The organism is Asticcacaulis sp. P2_B1, from assembly GCF_056404915.1.
Genome location: NZ_JBFUDD010000017.1, coordinates 71,304 through 94,216 on the forward strand (window position 1 = coordinate 71,304; position 22,913 = coordinate 94,216).

24 protein-coding genes are annotated in these 22,913 nt (G+C 58.3%); 15 read left to right on the forward strand and 9 right to left on the reverse strand.

The features are described 5' to 3' along the window. The first annotated feature begins 12 nt into the window (after positions 1–12). The 9 genes from AC1DX3_RS22500 to imm47 all read left to right on the forward strand — a co-directional run bounded on the left by AC1DX3_RS22500 (position 13) and on the right by imm47 (position 5,930). Positions 13–423, forward strand: coding sequence for an energy transducer TonB family protein (locus AC1DX3_RS22500; RefSeq protein ID WP_476991594.1), 411 nt, complete (start codon positions 13–15; stop codon positions 421–423). A gap of 44 nt (positions 424–467) precedes the next feature. Then, positions 468–737, forward strand: coding sequence for a hypothetical protein (locus AC1DX3_RS22505; protein WP_476991595.1), 270 nt, complete (start codon positions 468–470; stop codon positions 735–737). A gap of 306 nt (positions 738–1,043) precedes the next feature. Next, a complete protein-coding gene (locus tag AC1DX3_RS22510) occupies positions 1,044–1,622 on the forward strand; it encodes a YdeI/OmpD-associated family protein (RefSeq protein WP_476991596.1) in 579 nt (192 codons plus the stop codon). Between the two features lie 203 nt (positions 1,623–1,825). Further along, positions 1,826–2,242 carry a hypothetical protein gene (locus tag AC1DX3_RS22515; protein ID WP_476991597.1) on the forward strand — a complete coding sequence of 139 codons (417 nt, stop codon included), beginning with the start codon at positions 1,826–1,828 and terminating at the stop codon, positions 2,240–2,242. 252 nt (positions 2,243–2,494) lie between these two features. Then, positions 2,495–2,965, forward strand: a complete 471-nt coding sequence (locus tag AC1DX3_RS22520) for a terminase small subunit-like protein (RefSeq protein WP_476988968.1) — start codon at positions 2,495–2,497, stop codon at positions 2,963–2,965. A 265-nt stretch (positions 2,966–3,230) separates the two neighbouring features. Further along, on the forward strand, positions 3,231–3,953 hold the full coding sequence (locus AC1DX3_RS22525) for a phosphodiester glycosidase family protein (RefSeq protein ID WP_476991598.1): 723 nt from the start codon (positions 3,231–3,233) through the stop codon (positions 3,951–3,953). 85 nt (positions 3,954–4,038) lie between these two features. Further along, positions 4,039–4,503, forward strand: coding sequence for a hypothetical protein (locus tag AC1DX3_RS22530; protein WP_476991599.1), 465 nt, complete (start codon positions 4,039–4,041; stop codon positions 4,501–4,503). Between the two features lie 181 nt (positions 4,504–4,684). Then, positions 4,685–4,978, forward strand: coding sequence for a hypothetical protein (locus AC1DX3_RS22535; RefSeq protein WP_476991600.1), 294 nt, complete (start codon positions 4,685–4,687; stop codon positions 4,976–4,978). Positions 4,979–5,129: 151 nt separating this feature from the next. Further along, entirely contained in the window at positions 5,130–5,930 is an 801-nt protein-coding gene (imm47, locus tag AC1DX3_RS22540) for an Imm47 family immunity protein (protein WP_476991601.1), read from the forward strand. A 17-nt stretch (positions 5,931–5,947) separates the two neighbouring features. Here imm47 and AC1DX3_RS22545 read toward each other — a convergent pair whose 3' ends face one another. After that, positions 5,948–6,781: a hypothetical protein gene (locus AC1DX3_RS22545; RefSeq protein WP_476991602.1), complete on the reverse strand. Its 834-nt coding sequence runs from the start codon at positions 6,779–6,781 to the stop codon at positions 5,948–5,950. A gap of 682 nt (positions 6,782–7,463) precedes the next feature. Between AC1DX3_RS22545 and AC1DX3_RS22550 the strand changes: the two genes are divergently transcribed. Then, the gene (locus AC1DX3_RS22550; RefSeq protein ID WP_476991603.1) at positions 7,464–7,985 is read left to right on the forward strand and encodes a Panacea domain-containing protein; all 522 of its coding nucleotides are present in this window, start codon (positions 7,464–7,466) and stop codon (positions 7,983–7,985) included. A gap of 699 nt (positions 7,986–8,684) precedes the next feature. On the opposite strand, the gene AC1DX3_RS22555 is transcribed toward AC1DX3_RS22550, so the two are convergent. Beyond that, on the reverse strand, positions 8,685–10,034 hold the full coding sequence (locus tag AC1DX3_RS22555; protein WP_476991604.1) for a hypothetical protein: 1,350 nt from the start codon (positions 10,032–10,034) through the stop codon (positions 8,685–8,687). Positions 10,035–10,319: 285 nt separating this feature from the next. Here AC1DX3_RS22555 and gatB point away from each other — a divergent pair, with 285 nt between their 5' ends. Next, positions 10,320–11,807 (forward strand): Asp-tRNA(Asn)/Glu-tRNA(Gln) amidotransferase subunit GatB, encoded by a 1,488-nt coding sequence (gene gatB, locus AC1DX3_RS22560; protein WP_476991605.1) that lies wholly within the window; start codon positions 10,320–10,322, stop codon positions 11,805–11,807. 210 nt (positions 11,808–12,017) lie between these two features. Here gatB and AC1DX3_RS22565 read toward each other — a convergent pair whose 3' ends face one another. The 3 genes from AC1DX3_RS22565 to AC1DX3_RS22575 all read right to left on the reverse strand — a co-directional run bounded on the left by AC1DX3_RS22565 (position 12,018) and on the right by AC1DX3_RS22575 (position 13,464). Next, the gene (locus AC1DX3_RS22565; protein ID WP_476991606.1) at positions 12,018–12,350 is read right to left on the reverse strand and encodes a hypothetical protein; all 333 of its coding nucleotides are present in this window, start codon (positions 12,348–12,350) and stop codon (positions 12,018–12,020) included. 136 nt (positions 12,351–12,486) lie between these two features. Continuing rightward, positions 12,487–12,954: a hypothetical protein gene (locus AC1DX3_RS22570; RefSeq protein WP_476991607.1), complete on the reverse strand. Its 468-nt coding sequence runs from the start codon at positions 12,952–12,954 to the stop codon at positions 12,487–12,489. A gap of 300 nt (positions 12,955–13,254) precedes the next feature. Beyond that, positions 13,255–13,464, reverse strand: a complete 210-nt coding sequence (locus tag AC1DX3_RS22575; protein WP_476991608.1) for a hypothetical protein — start codon at positions 13,462–13,464, stop codon at positions 13,255–13,257. Between the two features lie 281 nt (positions 13,465–13,745). On the opposite strand from AC1DX3_RS22575, the gene AC1DX3_RS22580 reads away from it, so the two are divergent. The 4 genes from AC1DX3_RS22580 to AC1DX3_RS22595 all read left to right on the forward strand — a co-directional run bounded on the left by AC1DX3_RS22580 (position 13,746) and on the right by AC1DX3_RS22595 (position 19,134). After that, positions 13,746–15,146 (forward strand): tetratricopeptide repeat protein, encoded by a 1,401-nt coding sequence (locus tag AC1DX3_RS22580; RefSeq protein ID WP_476991609.1) that lies wholly within the window; start codon positions 13,746–13,748, stop codon positions 15,144–15,146. A gap of 78 nt (positions 15,147–15,224) precedes the next feature. Beyond that, positions 15,225–16,664, forward strand: coding sequence for a hypothetical protein (locus AC1DX3_RS22585; protein WP_476991610.1), 1,440 nt, complete (start codon positions 15,225–15,227; stop codon positions 16,662–16,664). A gap of 177 nt (positions 16,665–16,841) precedes the next feature. Beyond that, positions 16,842–17,783, forward strand: coding sequence for an ABC transporter ATP-binding protein (locus AC1DX3_RS22590; protein ID WP_476991611.1), 942 nt, complete (start codon positions 16,842–16,844; stop codon positions 17,781–17,783). Beyond that, on the forward strand, positions 17,776–19,134 hold the full coding sequence (locus tag AC1DX3_RS22595; protein WP_476991612.1) for an ABC transporter permease: 1,359 nt from the start codon (positions 17,776–17,778) through the stop codon (positions 19,132–19,134). The genes AC1DX3_RS22590 and AC1DX3_RS22595 overlap by 8 nt, the downstream gene beginning before the upstream one ends. A 55-nt stretch (positions 19,135–19,189) precedes the next feature. Here the strand turns inward: AC1DX3_RS22595 and AC1DX3_RS22600 are convergent, their stop codons facing one another. The 4 genes from AC1DX3_RS22600 to AC1DX3_RS22615 all read right to left on the reverse strand — a co-directional run bounded on the left by AC1DX3_RS22600 (position 19,190) and on the right by AC1DX3_RS22615 (position 22,683). Then, positions 19,190–19,582, reverse strand: a complete 393-nt coding sequence (locus AC1DX3_RS22600) for a hypothetical protein (RefSeq protein WP_476991613.1) — start codon at positions 19,580–19,582, stop codon at positions 19,190–19,192. A gap of 292 nt (positions 19,583–19,874) precedes the next feature. Further along, on the reverse strand, positions 19,875–20,399 hold the full coding sequence (locus AC1DX3_RS22605) for a hypothetical protein (protein ID WP_476991614.1): 525 nt from the start codon (positions 20,397–20,399) through the stop codon (positions 19,875–19,877). Positions 20,400–20,472: 73 nt separating this feature from the next. Then, positions 20,473–21,090, reverse strand: a complete 618-nt coding sequence (locus AC1DX3_RS22610) for a hypothetical protein (protein WP_476991615.1) — start codon at positions 21,088–21,090, stop codon at positions 20,473–20,475. Between the two features lie 321 nt (positions 21,091–21,411). Then, positions 21,412–22,683, reverse strand: a complete 1,272-nt coding sequence (locus AC1DX3_RS22615; protein ID WP_476991616.1) for an RcnB family protein — start codon at positions 22,681–22,683, stop codon at positions 21,412–21,414. Positions 22,684–22,913 lie beyond the last annotated feature (230 nt).

A 22,913-nucleotide genomic window follows, 5' to 3' on the forward strand; every position in this document is an offset into this window, starting at 1 on the left:
TGGGAGGGGACTATGAAATATTATGCAATCGCCGTGCTGGCCGGCCTGACGCTCGCGTCATCATCTTACGCGCAACAGACTATACCGGTACCTCCGGTGCCGTTCGGAAACACGCCTCCCGACGATCCGGCGGTTTATATCCGTGGCAACTGGACCTATCCGGATTCGGACCAAATGTTCTCCGCCTTTCCGGCCGAGGCACTCAAGGCCGGGATAGAGGGAAGGGTGGCGATCGATTGCCTGGTTAGCGCAGACGGTACCCTGACGGCGTGCGATGTTATGTCGGAAGAGCCGGCAGGTTACGGCTTCGGCGAGGCGACGGCCAATGCGTTCGTCAAGTTCTGCCATGTCGATCCGGCGTCGGTCCCGGGGGGTATTCAGCCGGGCGCACGGAAAAAATTCATCTACAAATGGACCTTGTAGGGACTGTGTCTGTATGGCGCAAGGACCGGCTATAGAGGGACGCCATGCGTAATTTCCATACGCTCATGCACGCGGTCTGTGTTGGTTGGGGGTATTGTGGCAGCGTGCAGGACGATAAGCCCGTTCATGTCACGGACTATATTCCTGAGTCCGGTCAGGTCTCCGCCGACCAATTTGTCGAGTGGCTGTTTTTGGCGGAAGGGCTGCGGAAAGATCTGGCGCCGCTCCGGCAGCTCCGGGCCTTGCGAGGTCTGTTTGTCGAGCATATGGGGGCGGAGGCGGTCGATGCCAGCCGGTTGCGGTGGGCGGACTGAGCTGCCAGCAGCTGCGGCAATGGCTAGCTTCGACAAAACCCATCATGCCCCCCATTGCCGCTAGCGACGGCTTCGCGATAACCTGCCTGGAATCGCAATAATGACAAGGGCTTTTTTGCCCGGGAAGGCACGCATGTCGAGTGAGGATGGCGCCAGGATTAGCCCCAGGCGGACGGCGGAATCGGCGGCAATCCGGCGCGGGTCATTCGTGCGATTGGTTGAGACTGAGTGCTTGTTTGCTCGACTGGATATCGTACAATTGGGCCAGGATCGGCAGACAGAGGCAGTGAAAACATGGAATGCGTGATGAACCCCACGGTCGATGCGTTTCTCGAGCAGGAGGAACGCTGGCGGCCGGAATTCGAGGCGCTGCGGGAAGTCGTGCTGCCGAGCGGCCTCAGCGAAGAGATGAAATGGGGCAAGCCGACCTATACGCTGGAAGGGCAGAATGTCGTGCTGATGCACGGTTTCAAGGACTATGCGGCCTTACTGTTCATGAAGGGGGCGCTTCTGAAGGACGAGGATAAGGTCCTGGTCCAGCAGACCGAGAATGTGCAGTCGGCGCGCCAGATCCGCTTTACCAGTGTCGACGAGATCAAGCGGATGGACAATCTGCTCAAGGCCTATATCGACGAAGCCATACTGGTCGAAAAGTCTGGCGCCAAGGTCGAGAAGAAGACGACGGCCGAGTTCGCCGTGGCGGATGAGTTCAAGGCAAGGCTGGAGGGCGATGGGGCGCTGAAGGCGGCGTTCGAGGGGCTGACGCCAGGCCGGCAGCGCGGGTATTTGCTGTATTTTTCGGGCGCCAAGCAGGCCAAGACGCGTGAGGCCCGGATCGACAAATGCGTGCCGCTGATCATGGCCGGCAAGGGGCTGGATGATTAGGGCGCTCTTCCTTGCATCTCGGATTGTCTTGTCCGTTCGTCCGGGCACTTTGTGACGACACCGCAAGGGAAGGACTATCCACAGATTACGCAGATTACGCAGATTTTCAGAGAGGTATGATTGGGCGCGCTGATTGCTGTCGGCAACAGCCCTTGTGGCGCAACACAGGCTGAGCCATAGTCGTGGCTATATTGGGAGGGGTTATGATCATTCTAGCACTCACGGCAGCGGTCGGCTTGTTGCAGACCACCACATACAGGAACGACGTTATACTGGTGCCGCCGGTGCCGTCCGGACCACCCCAAGCTTCGCCGCCCAACCATGCGGGTACCTATATTGCCGGCAGTTGGACCTATCCAAGCGCTGAGCAGGGAGAGGGGGCCTATCCAGAAAAGGCCCTTCAGGACGAGGTGAGTGGGATCGCGATGATCGACTGCCTGGTGGACGTAATCGGCAAGCTGATATCGTGCGATATTGTCTCCGAGACGCCTGCGGATTATGGATTTGGCGCGGCGACCGTGAAAATCTTTCTGGAGGGCGCCCATGTCGACCCGGCCTCCATTCCCGGCGGCCTTGTTCCGGGATGCCGGAAAAAGTTTTCCTACCGTTGGTCGCTCTAAAGATTCAGATTCGGACTGGCTGTGTCCGGATTGGCGGAAAACCGACGCTCCGAATCTCAATGTGGCGCCTTTTGAAAGGTATTATATTGCCGTATAATTATGATTTGTGAAATTTATTATCATGCTTCGTATTTTATCGTTGACATGGCAGGGCAAGCTTGGTAGGTTTTTCTCAGCATCCAGTGTTGCGAACGAAATCAACCCCACGGTCTTTGGCCGGTGGGGCTTTTTTATGCCAGAGGAGGGAATTCCATGACCACAGAGACAAAGACAGAGCGGCGTCCGCGCAGCACCTATTCGGAAAAACTGGCCGAGCGGGTGTGCCAGCTGATTGCGGTCAGCACAATCGGGCTGAAGCGCATGGTGGCCGCCGACATGACGCTGCCGAGCGAAAGCACCATCTATCTGTGGGTCCAGCTCTATCCCGACTTCCACGACAAGTATCATGCAGCCAGGGAAGCCCAGGCCGAGGCGCGATGGGCGGCGTGTCAGGTGATCGCCGAAGACTACCAAAAGGATGTCAAGGTCCTGGTCGATGCGAGCGATCCGCAGTTGGCGGCGAAAACCAAGGCGCTGAATGAAGCCGCCAAACTGGTGATCGACGTGCAGTGCCGGATGATTGCGTGGCTGTCGCCGAAGAAAGCGAGCGAAATTGTCAGCAAGCCGCCCAAGCGCAAGAGCAAGCCGTTTATGTACAAGACCCTCGATGATCTGATCTGCTAAGGCGCAGCGGCGGGCGGATTCGAACGGGCGACCAAGCGATTATGCGTCGAAACGGCTGACGGCGGAGCTATAGGCCAGGATTAGGATGGATGCCGAACTGTAATGTCATCCATTGCGATATTCCGCCAAGATTAATTATGCGAGAGTGGTATCATGTAACCGAATTTATTTACTCCCAGTATTGTAGCGCCCGTCCGGTCAGGTTATTCTTGAGGCCGGCGCAAAGCAAGGTCGCCGTGGCGATCAAATGTTGGGGGAAAGCAGGATGCGAAGAGCGATCGTCGCGATTTTGATGTCGATTTTTGTGGGGGGCGCGGCGCCGGCGATGGCTGGGCCGGGCGGTTACACGGTGCATGTCGTCGATCCGGCGAAGGATGACATCAGCCTGCATTGGAAAGAGGCCAACGGTCAGCGGATCGGCTCGATCGGGCGGTTGGCGGCGGAGATTAAGGCGCGGGGGCAGACCCTGGTGTTTGCGACCAATGGCGGGATTTTTGAGAAAAACTATACGCCGCTTGGGCTCTACATCGAGAACGGCCGAACCTTGCGGGCGTTGAATACGGGCGCCGGCGGGGGCAATTTCTATCTGATGCCGAATGCGGTCTTCTATGTCGACGACAAGGGCGGCCATGTGGTGCGGACGGAGGCTTTCAAGGCCGGTCCAGGTATCGAGATGGCGACACAGTCGGGGCCGATGCTGGTCGACCATGGCGTGATCAATAGCCAGTTTTCGAAGGTGTCGAAGAACCGATTGGTGCGCAGCGGTGTCGGAGTCGATGCGAACGGCAAGGTGGTGTTTGCGATCAGTTCGGGCGAGGTGACGTTTTACGAATTCGCGACTGAGTTTCGCGATCAGTTGCACTGCGCGGACGCCATGTTCCTGGATGGGGTGATTTCGCGGATGTACGCGCCGGGCGAGGGACGGACGGATACGGATGGGGACTTTGTCGGGATGATCGCGGTGACGACGGCGGCGAAGGGGCGTTGAGAGGCTGGCTAGCGTCGGTTGCCATATGGCAGGTGTGTGATATCAAGCCGTCATGGGGGAGCTCAAGCCTTCTCGGGGAGCGATCATGGCGCAGACAACAACCAAGGACAGGCGCGAACGGCTTCTGGACGCCAAGGCGAATGGGACGCTGGTGCGATTTCGCAGCCGGTTCGAAAACGGCCATGTTCATGGTTATGTCAGTGATGTCGGGCCGAAGTTGTTTCTGTTGCGGCTGGTCAGCGACGACATCCGGTACAATGGCTTCGAATGCTTTCGCATCAAGGACGTCCGTGGTCTGAAGCCGGCCCCGACGGCTTCTTTCATGGCGGCGGTTCTGGCCCTGCGATATCCCGAGAGGGCGCCGGACCCGGTTATCGACCTCGGTTCCGTGGAAGGGCTATTGCGAACGGCCTCAGAGCTCTATCCGTTGATCACGCAGCATCGCGAGTGCAAAAAGACGAATGCGTGCTGGATCGGCAAGATGAGCGATATCCACAAGGGCCAGGTGTTGATGCGGACCGTGGCGCCCGATGCGACCTGGGACTATTAGTATGACTGCTATGCGCTTAAGTCGATAACGCGTGTCGGTTTTGGTGGGGACTATGAGGCTGCGCTGGATATGGTTGCCGGTCCGCCTGCGGATTGAGCTTTTGAAATAGGGATTTCATAACCTGTCCTCAAAATCCTGTCCCCAAAATCCGTCGTTGATGCTTAGGGGAAGAAGGTTCGAATTGCTGCTGCATTTATCCACAGTGGAAGAGGTCTTCGCGCCGTCGGGCAGAAGTTCGCTTGTGGTTGTCCCAGGCTTGCCGCGATGTGATGCGCAAAAATGGAACCTCAGAATTGGAATGGCCATCACGCTTGAGGCGCCCGACGGTACGATTCGTGAAACGGTTCTCGGTGGCATCGAAATGGCTTCCCCGTCACATCCCGATTTTATTCCGATTATGCTCGGCCATGGTCTCACCAAGGCGATGGTGCCCATTGGGACCAAGCTATGGGTAAGCGAAACCGCACGGGTTTGAGAAGGCTTTTATTGTCTCCAAACTGGTGGCGCAGTCGGGGGTGACGGCGGCGGCAAAGGGTCGGTAAGACAGCCGCCTCTTTTTATGAAATAGTGGGGTGATTGATAGGAGGCCGGGCGATGTTCAAAAAGCTGTTTGGGAGGCTAAACTGATGGATGGTTTCGATGTTCTTCATCCTGGAGTTTGGTTTGGTCCCAGACCTCTGTTATCGGAGGTCGACTCGCTAGAAGGAGTCTCAAGCGAAGTTGAACTTTTGCGGATAATTGGCATGCATATGAAGGCCGGCGATTTCTCCGTTCGTACAAGCCTTCAAGAGTTGCTCATATCCAGCAAGTTGCCCGATGTCAGGCAGCAGGCGATTCGCCTTTTCTGTCACACCTGTCGGCACGAAGATATTGGATTCATTAGAAAGTTATTAAACCAATTGGACCATGATGACGTACTTACTGTCGTTGTCACTGCTGCTGATACGCTATCCCCGGAAATTGTGCCGTTTTTGTTTGCTTTGTTGGGGGAATACGCTGAGACGTCAATAAAGATTGACATTCTTACGGCTATTAACAGATTGTTTCCATGGGGCTACGATGGAAACGAGCTCGATCCAGATTGGTTAGCAGAACGCTTTTCAGGGTTTGCGATAAAGTTAAATCCGGGCTCCTATTACTACGCGGGCATGCTCTCACATCCCGAAAATCTTTGTAAATCACTCGTTCAAGCTGCGGCCAATGCAAGGCACAGGAAAATAAAGTTTCCAATGGCAAACATTCCGACATTGCTATCAATATGGAGCGGTGAGCAGTGTCCAGCTTATTACGGCGATTTAGTTAGTGACGCGAAATTTGAGAGTATACTTGATTACGTTTCAAGAATTGCGAAGATGCCTTGGCAGCAGGGTGTGAAGTATTTTTACGGTCACAATGTTGAATTGGGTGTGTTCATTGCAGCTGAGTAGCCGCAATAACGAGGCGCCTAGCGCGGTGGCGAGGCCGGTTGCAGCACGGTCAGGCGCCGAAGTGCGCCGGGCCACATACCAAAATGGCCGCCGGGGCCTTTGAAGAACACGCCTTCGACCTTGATCCAGGCGTCGTTCACAAACTGTACGTCCTCAGGCTCCGCGAACGTCGATGCCTGGCCCAGCCACACGCAGTCGTCATCTCTGTGCTCGGCAACCGCTTTTTCATCGGGGCAAAAGGTAGACCCTTCAAATTCCCAGTGAAAATAACCTGTTAGCGAAACGCGTTTGCCGTCGTAGTCGTCAGGGTGCGCCAACACCTGTGCCAGGGTTACGGCGCGCGCCGGCTGACGGTCGCCTTCGGAGACTTTGGCGGCTTCGAGCGGTTTGTCGGCGTTCATGCGGTGAGCGAAATCGCGGATAACGGTATCAATGGCCTGGGCGACACCCGCCGTCGGCGCGCTATAGCCGTGGACATCGCCTTCACGGTTATGGATCCTGACATATAACCGATAGCTATAGTCCCTATGGTCGTTGTCCGGTGGCGTTGAGGTCAGGCTGAACACGCCAGCGTCCAGCAGCGCCTGACCGAAGGCCTCCTGGTCCTTTTCAGACATAATCAGGCCTTCGTTGGAAAATGCGGTGCTCGTCACCACGGGATCAATGGCACCGCGGATCCACTCCTGGCGGCGATAGCCGAAACCGTTGGCGCCCGCCAAGTAGATCGTGGTCGTAATGTCGCGATCGTCGCCGGCCGTCTGGATATGCTGGCGGACTTCGTAGTCGACGTAGAGGGACTTTTCTTCGGCGCGCACCGTCCCGCTCACCGCCAGGATTGCGAATGCGAACATAAGGCTCAATCGGGTCATAGCCGTTTCCAAATGGTCAGATTATAGGTTGGTACGCGGATTGACCAGCGGTGGTACTCGGCAATATGGGCATGGTTTGGTCGGCGGTCGGGCGCCATTGACCGGCGGCTCATGGATGGGTGAAATCAAAAAAGCAAATAACGCAATTGATATCATGTCACCGTAAATCGAAAAGTCTGACGGCGGAGCCCTGTGCCACAAATGAGATGAACGCCGAACTATGGTGTCATCCATTGCGATATTCCGCCAATTATGTATTCCCACCGTTAACTATGCACCGTGGCCATTTCCGTATCGACCGAACGCGCCGAATGTGGCTCATAGGTTTCACATGGACCTTTGATTATCCTAATGCGATACTGATGTTGCATTTCCTGCATGAGACCGTATATCTTAACGTAAAATCAAACGTTGAATCGCGTACACTATTCAATGTTTTTGTAATGAGGATCCACAGCCGCCATGCCAAACGGCGCAAACAGCAAAATGAGTGCTGGTTACGTAATAGCGCGTACCATTGAGACACCGCACATTGCAACCGACCAAACTGAAGAAGCCACAATGCGGTGTGGAGGTGTTGTTGATGCAATTTATTTGCAAGAATGTTCAAACAGGGGAAACGAATGGAAGCGGGAGAAGCCGTCGCAGCCGGTAGGTGGTTATCATGAAAGCTGACCCAAGAGTTAAGGCCGTGGTGCATTATATAATTACTCATGCTGCTGTTGAGCAGCTAGGTGCTGTGAAATTAAATAAGGTCATGTGGCGAGCTGACGTTGAGCATTATAAGCGCTATGGCGAGACAATAACCGGTTTGGATTCCTATATCCGGATGGATCGTGGGCCAGTGCCTCGTGATTCAAATTGGTCTATACAAGAACTTAAAAATGAGAATAAAATTCTTGAACGGTTATCTGAGACTTTCGTTGGAACTAGGCGTGAATTTTTGTGGCTTGAAAAAGCTTCTGCGGAGCACTTTTCTGCAACGCAAGTCGAAATTTTGCATGAAGCAATAAGAGAGATTTGTGCGCTATCAGCCACTAGAGCAAGCGATGAAACTCACGATGTGTTGTGGGATGAAATAGACAATTTGGAGGCGATGCCTGTGCGTGCGGCAAGTGTGTCGGACGGCGAATTGGAACCCGACGATTTCGAGTGGGCATTGGCTCATCGATCGTTGATGCACTAATGAATATTGCTCGCCCAGCCACCGGTTTTGAAATATCAATTTCAGCTAACGTTCGTGCGTTAATCGAGAATGAAATATCGAAGAACCCCGAGTTTGAGCGGTATTGGGGCGACATAATTGAGCGCTTAAAATTTGTTGCGCATAGAATTGGATCTCCAGAGGAGCGGCTTGCGCGCGGCGCTCGTCTGCACGCATTTGCGGATCAAGGTTTGCCCGGCCGGCCACGTGTAGTGGTCGGATACGTAGTACTAGGAAAAACCGTCAATATAAAACTCTTGAGAGTTTCATAGTAATAGGGGCACTCCTACACGAGTGGTGTGTTTGTCCATTAGAGGGGGCGTGATTGTGGTCCTTCGTTCTTAAGGTTCATATCGCGGGCCAATTGCATCGACAAGTCCAGAGCATGCCGGCTGGTTATCGGATCACATCGATTAAATATGAGCCTGGAGACCGCGTCAGCGATGGCGTGGAGAGAGCGGAGCTAAGCTTTTGACATGGCGGGGTTCATAAGTTGTCTCCGTAGTCGGTCTGACGTTTCGGACGGCGGGTGGGGGAGTTGAGTTGAGGTGCGGTCGTTTTTGCACAAGATGATTGTCGCCGGGAAATGAATTCGACAATTCATGAGGCGCCCCGGAGATCGCTAAATAACTCCACCCCCTTTGTTTGGCCTCTTTGTTTGCCTTACCGTAACTCTAAATATTATTCTAAGTAATCTGAATTAAAATTATCATATTCTATAGACAAATTTTGAACTTTTAATATTTTGGCGCCAAGAGTTTCATTTTCATGTGAAAAATCTTTACCCTTTATTCTTAGCTGTGGAATGGCGCTAAATTTATCGCTTACTAAGGACGATGTTTCTAATCCTCTCCATTCCGCACCGCTACAAATGGCCGCGATGAGTCTGAAAGCTTCTTCATCAGATATTACGTCTGACAGAGCTACATCTAAATCAGGAACAGCTTTAGCGAAGCGATCCGATATATTGTGATCTCGCGATGAGGCATTCTCTACATATTTCGTTATTACTCGCTTCAATATTTTTTTATACGGGCCAATGTTAGTGACAAATTGGTGGTAATAGGGAGTCTCAGATATTATCCAATCAGTAAAATCCTTCATTTCAGTAAGCATGAATTCTTCTCCCAAATCTGCCATGCAACTGCAAAATAAATGTGCGGGATTTTTAAATAATCTATAAGGGCTTGTTAATTTTGCATCTTTTGAGAATCTTATAACTAGCGCTAATAATCTTTGCCTAGTAGCTAATTTTGCTTCTTTTAGAAGAAGTGGATCGCATGTTATTAGTTCTGTTATAGATTGATTGTAGTCTGTGTTAGTGGCATATTTATCAATGAATTCTTTCAACAGTGATGAGCGAATTCCCTTATCCTTTTTCGACGCCAAAACAGAAAAGAAGCTTTGAGCATTAATTTGGGCCGATTTAACGCCGTCAATTCGGGCGTTTGTAAGCCGTGCAATTAAAAAGGGTATAGCCAAGTCATCTAGGTTAGACATTTCATCCGAAACAATATTTTCCATCTGGGACAAAATCCGACTCGGAAAAAAATTCTTGTCTTCAATCCTGCTCAGAATTTGGTCAATGACGTAAGATGTCTCACGAACTGGTTGGCTCGCAAATTTCCGAATAGACTCGGAAAATACGTATCTAGCTTCCTCAGCTGAGACTTCATGGCCAGACGGATGTGCTGCCTTATTCCTATGACTGTTTATTTCCGTCAATATTTGAGCCTCAAGCTCAGTAAGTAATGATGCTTTCCTCATTCTCTGGATTAAAGGGGTTTCAAAGACCTTTTGGGYCTCAGCCAATGGCTCAATTTCTTCTGACACGCTCTTTGCAACGGAGTTTACGGGCGCGAGTTTCTTAACCTTGCGCCGCAAATCCTCGAACAACGCAATATTTGTAAGGACGATGCACGCTCTGTACGCGCCGGTTCCGTAGCATCTGAAAGCCTCTTTAAGGTAATCGGAAATATCTTTATCCGGCACTAAAGCAAGGAGTTCTTCCATATCTGTCATTCCAGCCAAAATATACACTCCTATATATTATTATACATGCATGCTTTGCATGGTGATTAGCAGGCTAATAGATCGTGATTTTCTTGTTAAAAGCGGTGCTTTTTTGCGTTTCGGAATCTAACTGTTTGATTGTATTGCAAGTGGTCGTTTAGGAAGGCATTAGCGCGCTAGTTGTGCCGATGATAAATATCTCATAATACGTTGAATGCTGGATCGCTATCTCCAAATTGACGAAGTTGCGAAAACATGATCCGCCCTCTTCCCCCGCGCACTCGCTCCCGCTATATCCCCCTTATGGCAAATCTCGATATTCGCGCCGCTGAGCCGGCGAAGTTCATTCAGGGCCGGACCGGTCCGTGGGAAATCATCATCGGTTTGGAAGTCCACGCCCAGGTGGCGTCGAACACCAAGCTGTTTTCCGGGGCCAAGGTCGGCTTCGGGGCCGGGCCGAACGAGCAGGTCAGCCTGGTCGACGCGGCCATGCCCGGCATGTTGCCGGTGCTCAACCGGTTCTGCGTCGAGCAGGCGGTGAAGACGGGTCTGGGGCTGAAGGCCGAGATCAATAAGTTCTCGCGCTTCGACCGCAAGAACTACTTCTATCCCGACTTGCCGCAGGGCTATCAGATCAGCCAGCTTTTCCATCCGATCGTCGGTGAGGGCGTGGTGTTGGTCGAGCGCGATGACGGGACGTCTTTTGACGTACGTATCGAGCGGCTGCATCTGGAGCAGGACGCCGGCAAGTCGATCCACGATCTCGATCCGAATGCGACCTATGTCGATTTGAACCGGGCTGGGACGGCTTTGATGGAAATCGTGTCGATGCCGGATATGCGGTCGTCGGACGAGGCCGTGTCTTATTTCAAGAAATTGCGAACTATCCTGATCTATCTCGGGACGTGCGACGGCGACATGGAAAAGGGCAATATGCGCGCCGACTGTAATGTCTCCGTGCGGCGGCCGGGCGAGAAGCTGGGGACGCGGTGCGAGATCAAGAACGTCAATTCGTTCCGCTTCATGCAGCAGGCGATCGAGTTCGAGGCGCGGCGGCAGATCGAGATTTTGGAAGACGGCGGGAAGATCGACCAGGAGACGCGTTTGTTCGACGCGGTGAAGGTCGAGACGCGGTCGATGCGGTCGAAGGAAGAGGCGCACGATTATCGCTATTTCCCCGATCCGGATCTTTTGCCGGTCGAGCTGGAGGAAGCGTGGATCGAGGATATCCGGCGGTCTTTGGTCGAGCTGCCCGACGACAAGAAGGCGCGGTTTATTTCGCAATACGGCTTGTCGTCGTATGATGCGCAGGTTCTGATTTCGGAACAGGCGCGGGCGGATTATTATGAAGCAGCGGCGAAAGGCCGGGATGCCAAGCTGGTGGCCAACTGGACGACCAACGGGTTGTTGTCGCGGTTGGCTGAGTCGGGGCAGGAGATTGCTGAGTCGCCTTTGAAGCCGGCTGATATTTCCGGTTTGGTGGAATTGATCGAGACTGGAGTGATTTCGAGCAAGATCGCCAAGACGGTGTTCGAGCATATGTGGGACGAGAAGGGGATCATGTCGCCGGCGGAGATCGTCGAGAAGCATGGTTTGAAGCAGGTTACCGATACGGGCGCCATCGAGAAGGCTGTGGATGAGATTATCGCGGCTAATCCGGATAAGGCGGCTGAGGTGGCGACCAAGCCTCAGGCGATCGGGTGGTTTGTCGGGCAGGTGATGAAGGCGACCGGGGGGAAGGCTAATCCGGCGGCGGTGAATGAATTGCTGAAGGCGAAGCTGGGGTTGTAGGGGGACGAGGTCCGAGTTTGCGGAAAGAAAGGACCCCTCATCCCGGCCGTTGGCCGACCTTCTCCCCTTGAAAGGGGAGAAGGGATAGAAAGGTGCTCTGCACTTATATTTATGGGTCCAGGGTCCTTGGACCCTGGCCGCCGGAGGCTCTTCGGATATCAAAAGACCCTCGACCACATAGGTCGAGGGTCTTGTGGTATCTGGATTGGATTACTGCGGTGGGGCGGGGTCGTCGTCGGTTTGGCCGTTGGGGGCCGGGATGATCGCGACATAGGGCTGATCGGTTGCCGGTGGCACGGACGCCTGGGCGTTGGTGTCGGGCTGAGGCGCGGCGATGACGACGTCGGTGGTGGTTTTCGGGTCGGGCTCGGTGGTGACCGCGGGCTGGGGCGCCGGCGGGGTGGCCGGGGCGGGGACGCCCTGGAGCTGTTGCTGGTTGAGCTGGGCGGTGATCTGGTTGGCGGTTTGCTGGGCACAGGCGCCGGACGCGGCGGCCGCGACGACCACGGTAAGGGCGGCGAGGAAAATGGCTGTCTTGCTCATGATCGGATGTCCTGCGGAACCCCCGACACGACGTTATCGGCGGTTGTGTAAGCGCGACAGATGGAAGCCCGCCGGGTTTTATTGGAATCCGGCAAAGAAAAGCCCCCGCGCCAGGGTAACGCGGGGGTGGGGAAGCTTATTGAATCGCCGGGTCGGGTTGGGGCGAAGCGGCGTCGCTGGAGCTGCTGCTCGAAGCGGAGGCGTCTGGGGTCGGTGTCGTGGCGCCCGGAGTCGGCTCGGTCGTCATGCCGGTCGAATCGTCGGTATCGGTGCCGGTCGTGGTGTTGGTGCTGTCATTGGCGGCGGCGCCGGTGTCCGGATTGACATAGGCATTGGCGCCGGTGTCAGCTGTGGCCGGGGGCAGGAGGGGCGGCGGGGTCGTGGCGGCGCTGCCGTCGGGCACGGTCGATGGTGTCGGCGTGGCCATGGGATCGGATGGTGTCGCGGTCAGGGGCTGGCCCTGGACTTGCTGCTGGTTGAGCTGGGCGGTGACGGCGTTGGCCTTGGCCGTCTTGGGGCCGACGGTTTGCTTGGCGATGGTCGCGGTCGAAAGACCGGCCAGGGCGACGGCAAGGGCGGCGATGGAAATGGCGGTGCGAGTCATGGGTGAAACTCCTCAGGTGCTTTCCCCTCGGCACAACCTTAGGAGATGTGGCTGTAAAAATGACAGCGGTAAGCACAGCCTGGTGTGTTGGGATTCTGCAAAGAAAGACCCCTCGGGTCCGGGAATCCGAGGGGCTTATTTTCGGAGAGTGTTTTATCAACTCAAGCCTGTTTTGTGGCGCCCGAAAGAAAGAACCCCTCACCCGGCAGGCTGAAGCCTGCCACCCTCTCCCCTTGAAAGGGGCGAGGGGATGGGAGGGAGCCCACCCAAAGGCGTACTGGTTCGGGTCTGTACCAGGTATCAGGCCGGCTTGGCGGCGGTGGAGGCCTTGGCGGTGGTCTTGGCCGAGGCCTTCTTCAGCCAGTGATGATGATGATGCGGCTTGGCGGCGACCTTGGCCGTGGCGGTGGTCGAAGCGGTCGCGGTGGCCGGCGCGGGGGCGGCCATGGCGCCGGCAGCGGCCAGGCTGAGGGACAGAACGATAGCGGCGGCGGTGATGGTCTTGGACATGTGGAGGGTTCCTTTCATTAACGACATCAAGGGGTTATTCCCTGGTGACGGTGATGATGTAGCGCCCGGCCTTTGGTGGAATTGGGACCGTGTTTGTGTCAATTTGTTATGAAATAACGTCCTTCGCGGCGGCTTTGTGGCTAAACGGCCAAACGGCCAGACATAAGCCGCAATTGCCGTTTCCGCCCCCTGTGGCAGGTTGACGCAGGGCGGCGACTTTGCCTCTTCCCGTCGTTTGACGAAGACTATAGGGTCGCAGATATCACTTCGGATAACCGCTAATGCACGATCAGCAATTTACCCGTTACGACTCACCGTGGGGCGACAAGGTCGTCGTCAGCAACCGTGAGGACGGGCTGGGCGAACGGCTGCGGGCCCTGTGCAACGCCATCGCCGTCGCCAATTTCCTGGGCGCCGATTTCAAATTCGAATGGGAGGCGATTCCCTTTCACCCCGAACTGCACGCCATCCAGCCGGTCGAGGATACGTTCGAGGCCGGGTTCGTGCGCGATCACCATGCGGCGAAGGTGGTGTCGGACGAATATGCCGCCCTGGTCTTTCCGCGCTATACGCCGGCCAAGCTGTGCGCGCTGATGGAGGCGCCCTATAAGGGCATCATCATGCAGCAGACCGGGTTGCACCATATTATGGACCTGAGCGCCCAGCCGGACTGGCCGCAGCGTTTCCGGCAGGCGTTCGACAGCCTGCCGTTCGTGGCGCCGGTCGAGGCGGCGCGGCAAAAGGCGCTGACGGCGGCATTGCCGGCGCATCCGGTGGCGCTGCACCTGCGCGCCGGCGATATCGTCTTCGGCGAGCACCGCTTCCGCGGACGTTTCGGCGCCAAGGTGGTGACCTATCCCGTCGCCAAGCGGCTGATCGTCGATCTGATCGCGGAGGGCAAGACGCCGGTGATTTTCGGCCAGGACCTGGTGACGTGCCGGTATCTGGCGGAACGGTACGGGGCGAAGCTGGCTGTCGATATATTGGATCTGGGTGAGGCGACGGCCTTGCAGGCCGCGCTGGCCGACATCGTGCTGATGTCGCGGTGCGAGCGCATCCTGGCCGGCAATAGCGGTTTCGCGCTGATGGCCGAAGCCCTGGACATGGCGCCGCATATCGATCCGGATACCTTGTTCACGCCGGCCGAGACCGCGGACATCATCGTCAATGACGACGATATCGACGACCCGGCGACGCCGGTGCCGGATCTGCAGCGGGCCTTCGCCTGGTTTGCCGCCTATCGCTTGTCGGCGGAGGTCAAGCCGCCGGAAGAGCTGCTCGCCATTCTCGCCAAGGCGATCCGCTATGACCGGCGCAATGCCCATTACCGCATGGTGCGCGCCGCCCTCTTCATGGCGCAGAACCGCGGCCGCAGCGCCGAACTGGAGCTGGAGCGGATGTTCGAAGCGACATGGCGACCGACCCAGGCCATGGCTGACAGTCCGCTGTACAAGATGCTGCCGAAGGGGGCTGGGCGATTGGAGGAGGCGGCGGAGCTGATGGCGACGCTCAAGGCGTTCGCGGCGCGGAGCGGGCGGCCGTGGGCCAACTTCCTGCTGGGCATGATCGCCTATGGCAATCGCGACGCGAAGGGGGCGAAGGCGTGGTTTGCGCGCTCGCCGTTGGTCGATGCGGAGAATACCTATTGCAAGGTTGTGCCGGCGGGCGTTCTGCCGAAGTAAGCCCGCGGTTTTGCCTTCACACGCCCTGCGCTATTTTGTAGGGTCGCCGCAAGAGTTCGAAAGGAATCGTTCCGCGGGATGGATGAGATTTGGCAAGAGGCGCGGAAAAGCTTCGCCGAGCGTTGGGTCGCGCCGGGCGGAACCGGTAAATATGTGGTTTGTCATGCCACGCATGAGCTCGGCGAGCGGCTGCTGGCCCTGTGCAACGCTCTGGCGATCGCGGAGTTTCTCGGGCTCGGCTTCAAATTCTCCTGGGCGGCGGGGATGACGGACGAGGTCCATGCCGTGCGTCCGGCGGATATGACCTTTTCGCCCGATTTCATTGCCGCGCACCAGGTGGAAACCCTGACGGCCGCCGATTTTACCGAAGTGGCGAAAGCCCGTTATACGCCCGACGCCCTGCGCGACCTGGCGGCTCAGTCGGGGCACGGTCTTCTGGTCCAGCACGGTGACTTGAGCGAGATCATGGATGTGGAAGCGCAGCCGGATTGGCCGTCGCGGTTCCGCCGGGCCTTCGACAGCCTGCCGTTTTGCGCCGGCACCGAGGCGGCGAAGAAGCATGCGCGCCGGCTCGACATGCCGGAGCATTGCGTCGCCATCCATTTGCGCGCCGGCGATATCGTCTTCGGCGAGAATCGCTTCCGCAATCTCTACAGCAACAAGGTGGTGACCTATCCGGTGGCCAAGCGGCTGATCGGCTACCTGGTCGAGCAGGGCAAATATCCGCTGATCTTCGGCGAGGACGCCGTGACGTGCAACCTGCTGGCGGAACGCTTCGGCGTGCGCACGGCGGCGGATTGGCTGGGTATGGAGGACGCGGACGCGCTGGAAGCGGCGATCGCCGATATCGTGCTGATGTCGCGCTGCGAGCGCATCCTGGCAGGCCATAGCGGCTTCGCCATGCTGGCGGCCGGCCTCAGCGGCGCCGTGCACGACAACCCCGCCAACCTGTTGCCGCCGGAGCAAACTGTCGAGCTGATCATGGGCGACGAGGATATCGATGATCCGGCCGTCGCCTTGCCCGATCTGCAGCGCGCCTTCGCTTTTTTCACCGCCTATCGTTTGGGCGCCAAAACGGCGTCGAGCGACGAAAAGCTGCACCGTTTGGGGCGGGCTATCCACTACGACCGCCACAACGCCTTTTACCGCATCACCAAGGCGTGCGAATTTGTTGCCGCCGGGCGGTGGAAAATGGCGGAGGGCGAGATCGAACGCTTGTTCCAGACCAGCTATCCGCCGCGCGGGGCCATGGCGAGCAGCGAACTGTACCGCATGCTGCCGCAGGGCAAGGCGCGGATTGCCGAGATGGCGCCATTGATGAAGACGATCGCCAAGCTGGCGGCGCGGCCGGACGCGCCCTATGCCAATTTCCTGCTGGGCATGGCGGCGATGGTCCAGCGCGAGCCGGCCGCGGCGGGCTTTTTAGCGCGGTCGCCGGCGGCCGATCCGGCCAATCCCTATCACAAGACCCTTCCGGCTGGTTTGCGGGCTCCCAATGGCTTATACCACGGGTCATAAAGTATGACCCGTGGTATAAGCCATTCCTTGAGCTCAAACGCCGCATGGCTCCTCGCAACGGCTCGGGCGGGCGGTCTCCCGCTACAGCGGCGAAGAGCCAAGCTCACTCGCCGCTGGTCTTATGAATGTCTTAAGCGGTCTTCGGGCAATAGGTAGGCCGAACCATGGGGGATGTGCATGACGAGTGATTTAGCCTTGAGCCTCGACCACGTGTCGAAGAGCTATGGCGAGTTCCAGGCGGTCAAGGATCTGAGCTTCGCGGTCAAGCGCGGTTCGATCTGCGGGTTCCTGGGGCCGAACGGCGCCGGCAAGACGTCGACTGTGCGCATGATCCTGGGACTAAGTGCGCCGACCTCGGGCCGCATCACCGTCCTGGGCGGGACCAGCGCCAAGGCATTGGACCGGATCGGCTTCCTGCCCGAGGAGCGCGGGCTTTATCGCAAAATGACGCCGGTCGACGTCATCGTCTTCCTGGCTGGACTGAAGGGCGTCAAGGCGTCTGTGGCGCGGTCGCGCGCCAAGACGATGCTGGAGGCGCAAGGCTTGGGCGGCTTTCTCGACAAGCAGATCCGCACCCTGTCCAAGGGCATGCAGCAGAAGGTCCAGTTGATTTCGTGCCTGGTGCATGAGCCCGACCTGGTCATTCTCGACGAGCCGTTTTCCGGGCTCGATCCGGTCAACCAGCAGGGACTGGAGACCATCATCCGCGACCTGGCGAAGCGCGGCGCCACGGTGCTATTTTCCACCCACGTCATGCAGCACGCCGAGCGTCTGTGCGAAAACGTCGTCATGCTGACCAAGGGGCAGAAGGTGTTCGAAGGGACGTTGAAGGCCGCACGCGCAGCGGCGCCGCGCTTCCTCGATATAGAAGGCATGGTCGGCGAGGCCGACGTGCTGGCCTTGCCGGGGATTGCGGGTGCGACGGATATGGGCTTGAGCGAGGAGGGCGTGCCGATGTGGCGCTGCGCCCTGGCCAAAGGGCACACGGCCAATGATGCGCTCAAGGCGGCGTTTTTGAAGGGGCTGGACGTACGCCGGTTCGAGGCGCGCGAGCCCAGCCTGCACGAGGCGTTCATCGTGCTGACCGGCGGCGATCCATTGGGTGACTCACATGCGTAAGACATTTCTCATCGCCAAACGCGAATATCTCGCCTTTGTCCGCACGGTCGGATTCTGGCTGTCGCTGGTCACCCTGCCTCTGATGATCTGCGCCATTATCTCGGTGCCGATCCTGTTGCGCACGACGGCGCCCAAGGATGTGATGTCGGTGGCGGTTCTGGACCTCAGTGGCGAGAACCTGGGGTCGCAGGTCGCGGCGTCGGTGCGACAGCAGGGGCTGGCGGCCAGCCAGCGTGGCGAGGCCGGCAATATGGTGCGGAACCTGGTGCGGAAGGACGACATCCGCGTGGTGCCCGTGCCGGCCGGCCTGACGACGGCGATGACCGTGGAAGAGGCCGAGGCGAAGCTGCCGGCCCTGCTCGAAGATCCTCATGCGACGGCATCGACCGTTATCGTGGTCTATGACCGGGACGATGTCCTGCATTTTCATATCTGGTCGACGCCCAAGCAACAGGGCAAGCTCGCCGACCTCATCCAGTGGGACCTGCACGGCCTGCAATATTACAAGGTGGCGCAAGTGCACGGCATCGATGCCCGGTTGGCTCACGACATGCGTGAATCGCGCGCCGACATCCAGAACCTGACGCCGGTGCCCCCGGGCGTGGCGCACGACGACTTCATGGACGGTGTTCGCGACAAGGCGCCTTTGCTGATCGGCGCCGTGATGGGCTATATCTCGTGGATGACCATCTTCTCGTCGTCGATGATCCTGCTGGGCGGGGTGATCGAGGAGAAGTCGAGCAAGGTGCTGGAAGTGTTGCTGGCCTCGGCCTCGACCGAGGCGCTGCTGGTCGGCAAGGTCCTGGGGGTGGCGGCGGTCCTGGCGACGGTGGGGCTGATCTGGAGCGTGGCCGGGTTCGGCGTCATGTCCTACGGCATGGCGGTGGTGCCGCCCGAATGGGCCGGTAAGATTCAGATGGTGGTGTCGGGGCTGTTCTCGCCGGCGCAGATCGCGTTGCTCGTGACCTATTTTATCGGCGGCTACCTGATGTTCGGGGTGACGTTTGCGTCGATCGGCGCCTTCTGCGAAACTCAGAAGGATGCCCAGGCGATCATGGGGCCGATGATGATCGTGTTGATGATTCCCATGTTGTGCATGCAGGCGGCCTTTGTGGCGCCGGATACGCCGATCATCCAGTACCTGTCCTATGTGCCGATCTTCACGCCATTCCTCATGCCGCTGCGGTTGGCGCATCCCCTGCCGTTGTGGGAAATTGCCCTGACCCTGTTCGACATGCTGCTGGTGGCGGCCCTGATGATCAATCTTGGGCGCAGGGCGTTCAAGCAGGGGGTGCTGACCGGCGGCAAGCTGACCTGGGGCACGGTGTTCCGGTTAGCGACGGGACGATAAAAAATCCCCGCATCGATGACGATGCGGGGATTTTTATTGGCTTGTGGGCCGGTCGTTATTGCGCCTGGGGGGACGTGGCGGCGCCAGCATCCGGAGTCGTCGCGGGAGCGGTTGCATCCGGAGCGGGCGCGGTGGCGTCCGGAGCCGGGGTGGCGGCGTCCGGAGCGGCGGGCGCCACGACATCAGCTGTCGGAGAGCTGCTGTCGGACGACGAGCTGTCGCTGGTCGAGGTCGAGCACGAGACGCTGCTGCTGGCGGCGGCGGAGTCGGAGGTGCTTTCGGACGACGAGGTGCTCGAGCAATCGGTGCTGGAGGAGGTCGTCGCGGCGGCGGCCGGATCAGTGGCCGGATCGGTGGCCGTCGTGGTTTGCGCCATGGTCAGCACAGGAGCGATGCCGAGAGCGGCGACGAAACAGCCGGCGGCGGCGATACGGGCAAAAGATGTCATGGTCAGTTCTCTTTCGGTTGGGGGAGGACACAAAGACAGTACAAGTATCCGAAGACTATTCACCTGTGCGGAAGGCGGCAAATAGCGACGAACATGAAACTTTCGTAAGAATCGGGCGCAATTTTGGCCGTATCTTGTCGATTTGGTCTATTTTGGGGGGAATTTATTGGCATATATGTCAATATTTACAGGTTTTTTATTTTTATTGACTGCCTTTGACTACACATTTTTATTCTAAACGTGAGGGGTGGCGGCTTTAAACCGCCACCCTTACTGTAACAGTTATCCTGTATCAGTTGCTGTGAGGCTCGATAGGGCTGGTTGGTTTGAGCGAGTCGTCCGTCGCCGGTGGCGATGAGTCGGGGGCCGGCGGGACGCTGTCGGGGGTGTCGGTCGACGGTATCGGCGGGACGGTGTCGGGCGTGCCGGGCTGGGATGTATCGGGCGCCGTCGCGTCGGGCGTTATGTCCGGGTTAGGGGCGGGCACGGCTTCGACGTCGGCATTGCCGGGCACGGACTGTTCCGGCGGCAGGACGGTGCCATTGGCCGGCATGGCGGCCAGGGCAGCCTGGGCGGACTCCAACTGTTGACGGTTAAGGGCGTCGGAACTGGACGAGTCGAACGGATCGTTGGCGGTGTCGCCAGCCTTGACGGCGCGATCGTGCTCACGCTTCAACTGGGCCGGTGAGGCCGGCACGGTCGCCGTCGGCGGGGTCTGCTGGCTGGCCGCGGGCGCCGTGGCGTCCTGAGCCAGAGCGAAAGGCGCGAAGCCGGCCGTAACCAGGGCGGTCGACAGAATGAGGGCTGTATATTTCATCGTGGTCTCCTTTCAAGGGAGCCGGCCGCCGCCTCTTGCCGCGACAGCCGGAAGACTTAAAGCGTGGAAGCGCTTAATGCGGGGAGGCGGTGGCTGACGCGTCGCCGGAGGCGGAAACGTCGGCATTGACGCCGACATCGGCGTCGGCGGCGGTATCGACGGCGCCGTGTACGGCATTACCGGCCTGGCGCGCCACGCGGGCGGTGTCCTGGCGGGCGGCCGATACGCCGTCGCGCGCCGTCGCGGTCGCCGCGCCGGGGTCGACCCTGACGGAGGCGTCGGCCTGGGCATCGGTGCGAGACTGGGCATCGATCATGTTGCGCAGGTTGGTATTGGCGGAGCCGTCGGCATTGGCGTTGGCATTGACGTCCGCCGAGGCCGCACCCTGGGCGTCACGGCTCAGGTCCCTGGCTTGTTGGCGGGCGATGCGGGCGTCGCGTCTGGCGGCCGCGGCACTGTCGCGGGCCTCCTGGGCCGCCTGGTCGGTCAGGCGATCGGCGCCGTCGATGCCGGCCTGGCCGGTCAGGCTGCCGTTACCGGTCAGGCCGCCGCCGGCGCCGCCCAAAGAACCGCCAAGCGATCCGCCGCCGCCGAGGCTGCCGCCCAGGACCTGGGCATTGGTGATGACGGGGACGGTGCCGAGGGCAAGGATAAGGCCGAAAGCAGCCGTCATGTGTAAAGCATTTTTCATGATATTCCTCTTTGTTTTATGAATGCCGGAAGGGGAGGCGAGAGATGGCGCTCGCATTCGGCATTACAATTTCAAGAACAAACTCAAACGCCTAAAGATTGTTCAGACCATTGTGGCCGGAGATCAACGTCGTTAACTTCGCGCTGTATGCGGGCGGAAATTTGTCGCTTAAATAAGGGGCCGATAAGTTAGAGGGGGCGAAAAAATAGTCTTTTACATTATCGTTTATGGGTTTTTTATTTGGGCTGGCCATGCGCTCCAGGCAAAGAAATACCCGCAGACCTGGAGGTCTGCGGGTATCGGGATCGGTCGAAATTTACGTTAGTAGACGTTATAGATGACCTCGAGAATGTAATCGTCGCTGAGGTCGACCAGCACGGCGTCCTGGCCCACGAAGAACCAGGCCGCGCCGTAGGGCGGGTAGGGCAGGCCGTAATCGTCCCAGTTGGAGATACGATAGGTCAGGAAGTAGCTCGGCAGATACTCGCCTTCCATCCAGCGATGGCCGTACCATTGCTGCGGCACCTGATAATAGCCGTAGTCCGGTGCGTAATAGAAGCCGAAGCGAACGCCGCTGTAGCCATGGAAGTGACGGCTGTTGCGCCAGTCATAATGGTGACCCCAGTCGCCACCGCCGCCATGATGGCCGCGATTGCCGTCGTGATCGCGGCCGCCGCCGTTGTGGTCACGACCGCCATTGCCCTGCCAACCGCCACCATTGTGGTCACGGCCGCCGTTGCCTTGCCAGCCGCCGCCGTTGTGGTCACGGCCGCCATTGCCTTGCCAGCCGCCGCCGTTGTGGTCACGGCCGCCGTTGCCTTGCCAGCCGCCGCCGTTGTGGTCACGGCCGCCATTGCCTTGCCAGCCGCCGCCGTTGTGGTCACGGCCGCCATTGCCTTGCCAGCCTCCGCCATTGTGGTCGCGGCCGCCGTTACCCTGCCAGCCGCCGCCATTGCCGCCGTGGTCGCGTCCGCCGCCGCCGTTATTACCGTGATCGCGGCCGCCGCCACCATTGTTCCAGCCGCCACCGCCGCCGCCATGATCGCGGCCTCCGCCGCCATTATTACCGTGGTCATTGGTCACGGGCGGTGTCGGTGTTGGTTGTGGCGTGGGTGGATTGTGGTCGCGACCGCCGCCGCCTTGCCAGCCGCCGCCATTGCCGCCACCTTGCCAACCACCGCCGTTACCGCCACCACCATGATCGCGACCGCCGCCGCCATTGTCGTGGCGTCCGCCTTGCCAGCCGTTCAACTGACCGCCGTTATTGCCGCCGCCTTGATGGGGTTGAGGCGCCGGTTGGGACGGGGCGGGGGCGGGCGTGTTGCCGCCACGATTGCCGCCGCCTTGCCAGCCACCGCCACCGCCGCCGCGATTACCACCTCGGTCGCCGCCGCCGCCGCGGTTGCCGCCACGGTCTCCACCGCCGTTATTGTTATTACCACGGGCGTGTTGCGGTATGGTGCGATTGCTGTTGCCGTCATCGTCGCGGGTGGGCGGAGCGTAGGCCGCCGCGAAATTTGGGGCCGCGGCCAGCCCCAGGATGAGTCCCAGGGCCAGGCCGGGGACCACCTTTTTAGCAAGTTTGCTGTTCATCTATGTCCTCACAGTCAAAAAAGGTCACCCCAGTTGGGGGTTTTGAGCGGACCTGACACGCGTGGCGATAAAAATTATCTCCTTGGGACACTTTATGACAGGTTCTGTGTGAACTGAAGCTGAATGAAGTTGTCAGTTGAAACCCGCGGTACGGGGCGACCAAGGCGATTAAGCAGGGGTTTAAATTTGTGAGTCTGCTTAGGTGGTGTTGGATAATTGTTTAGCGAATT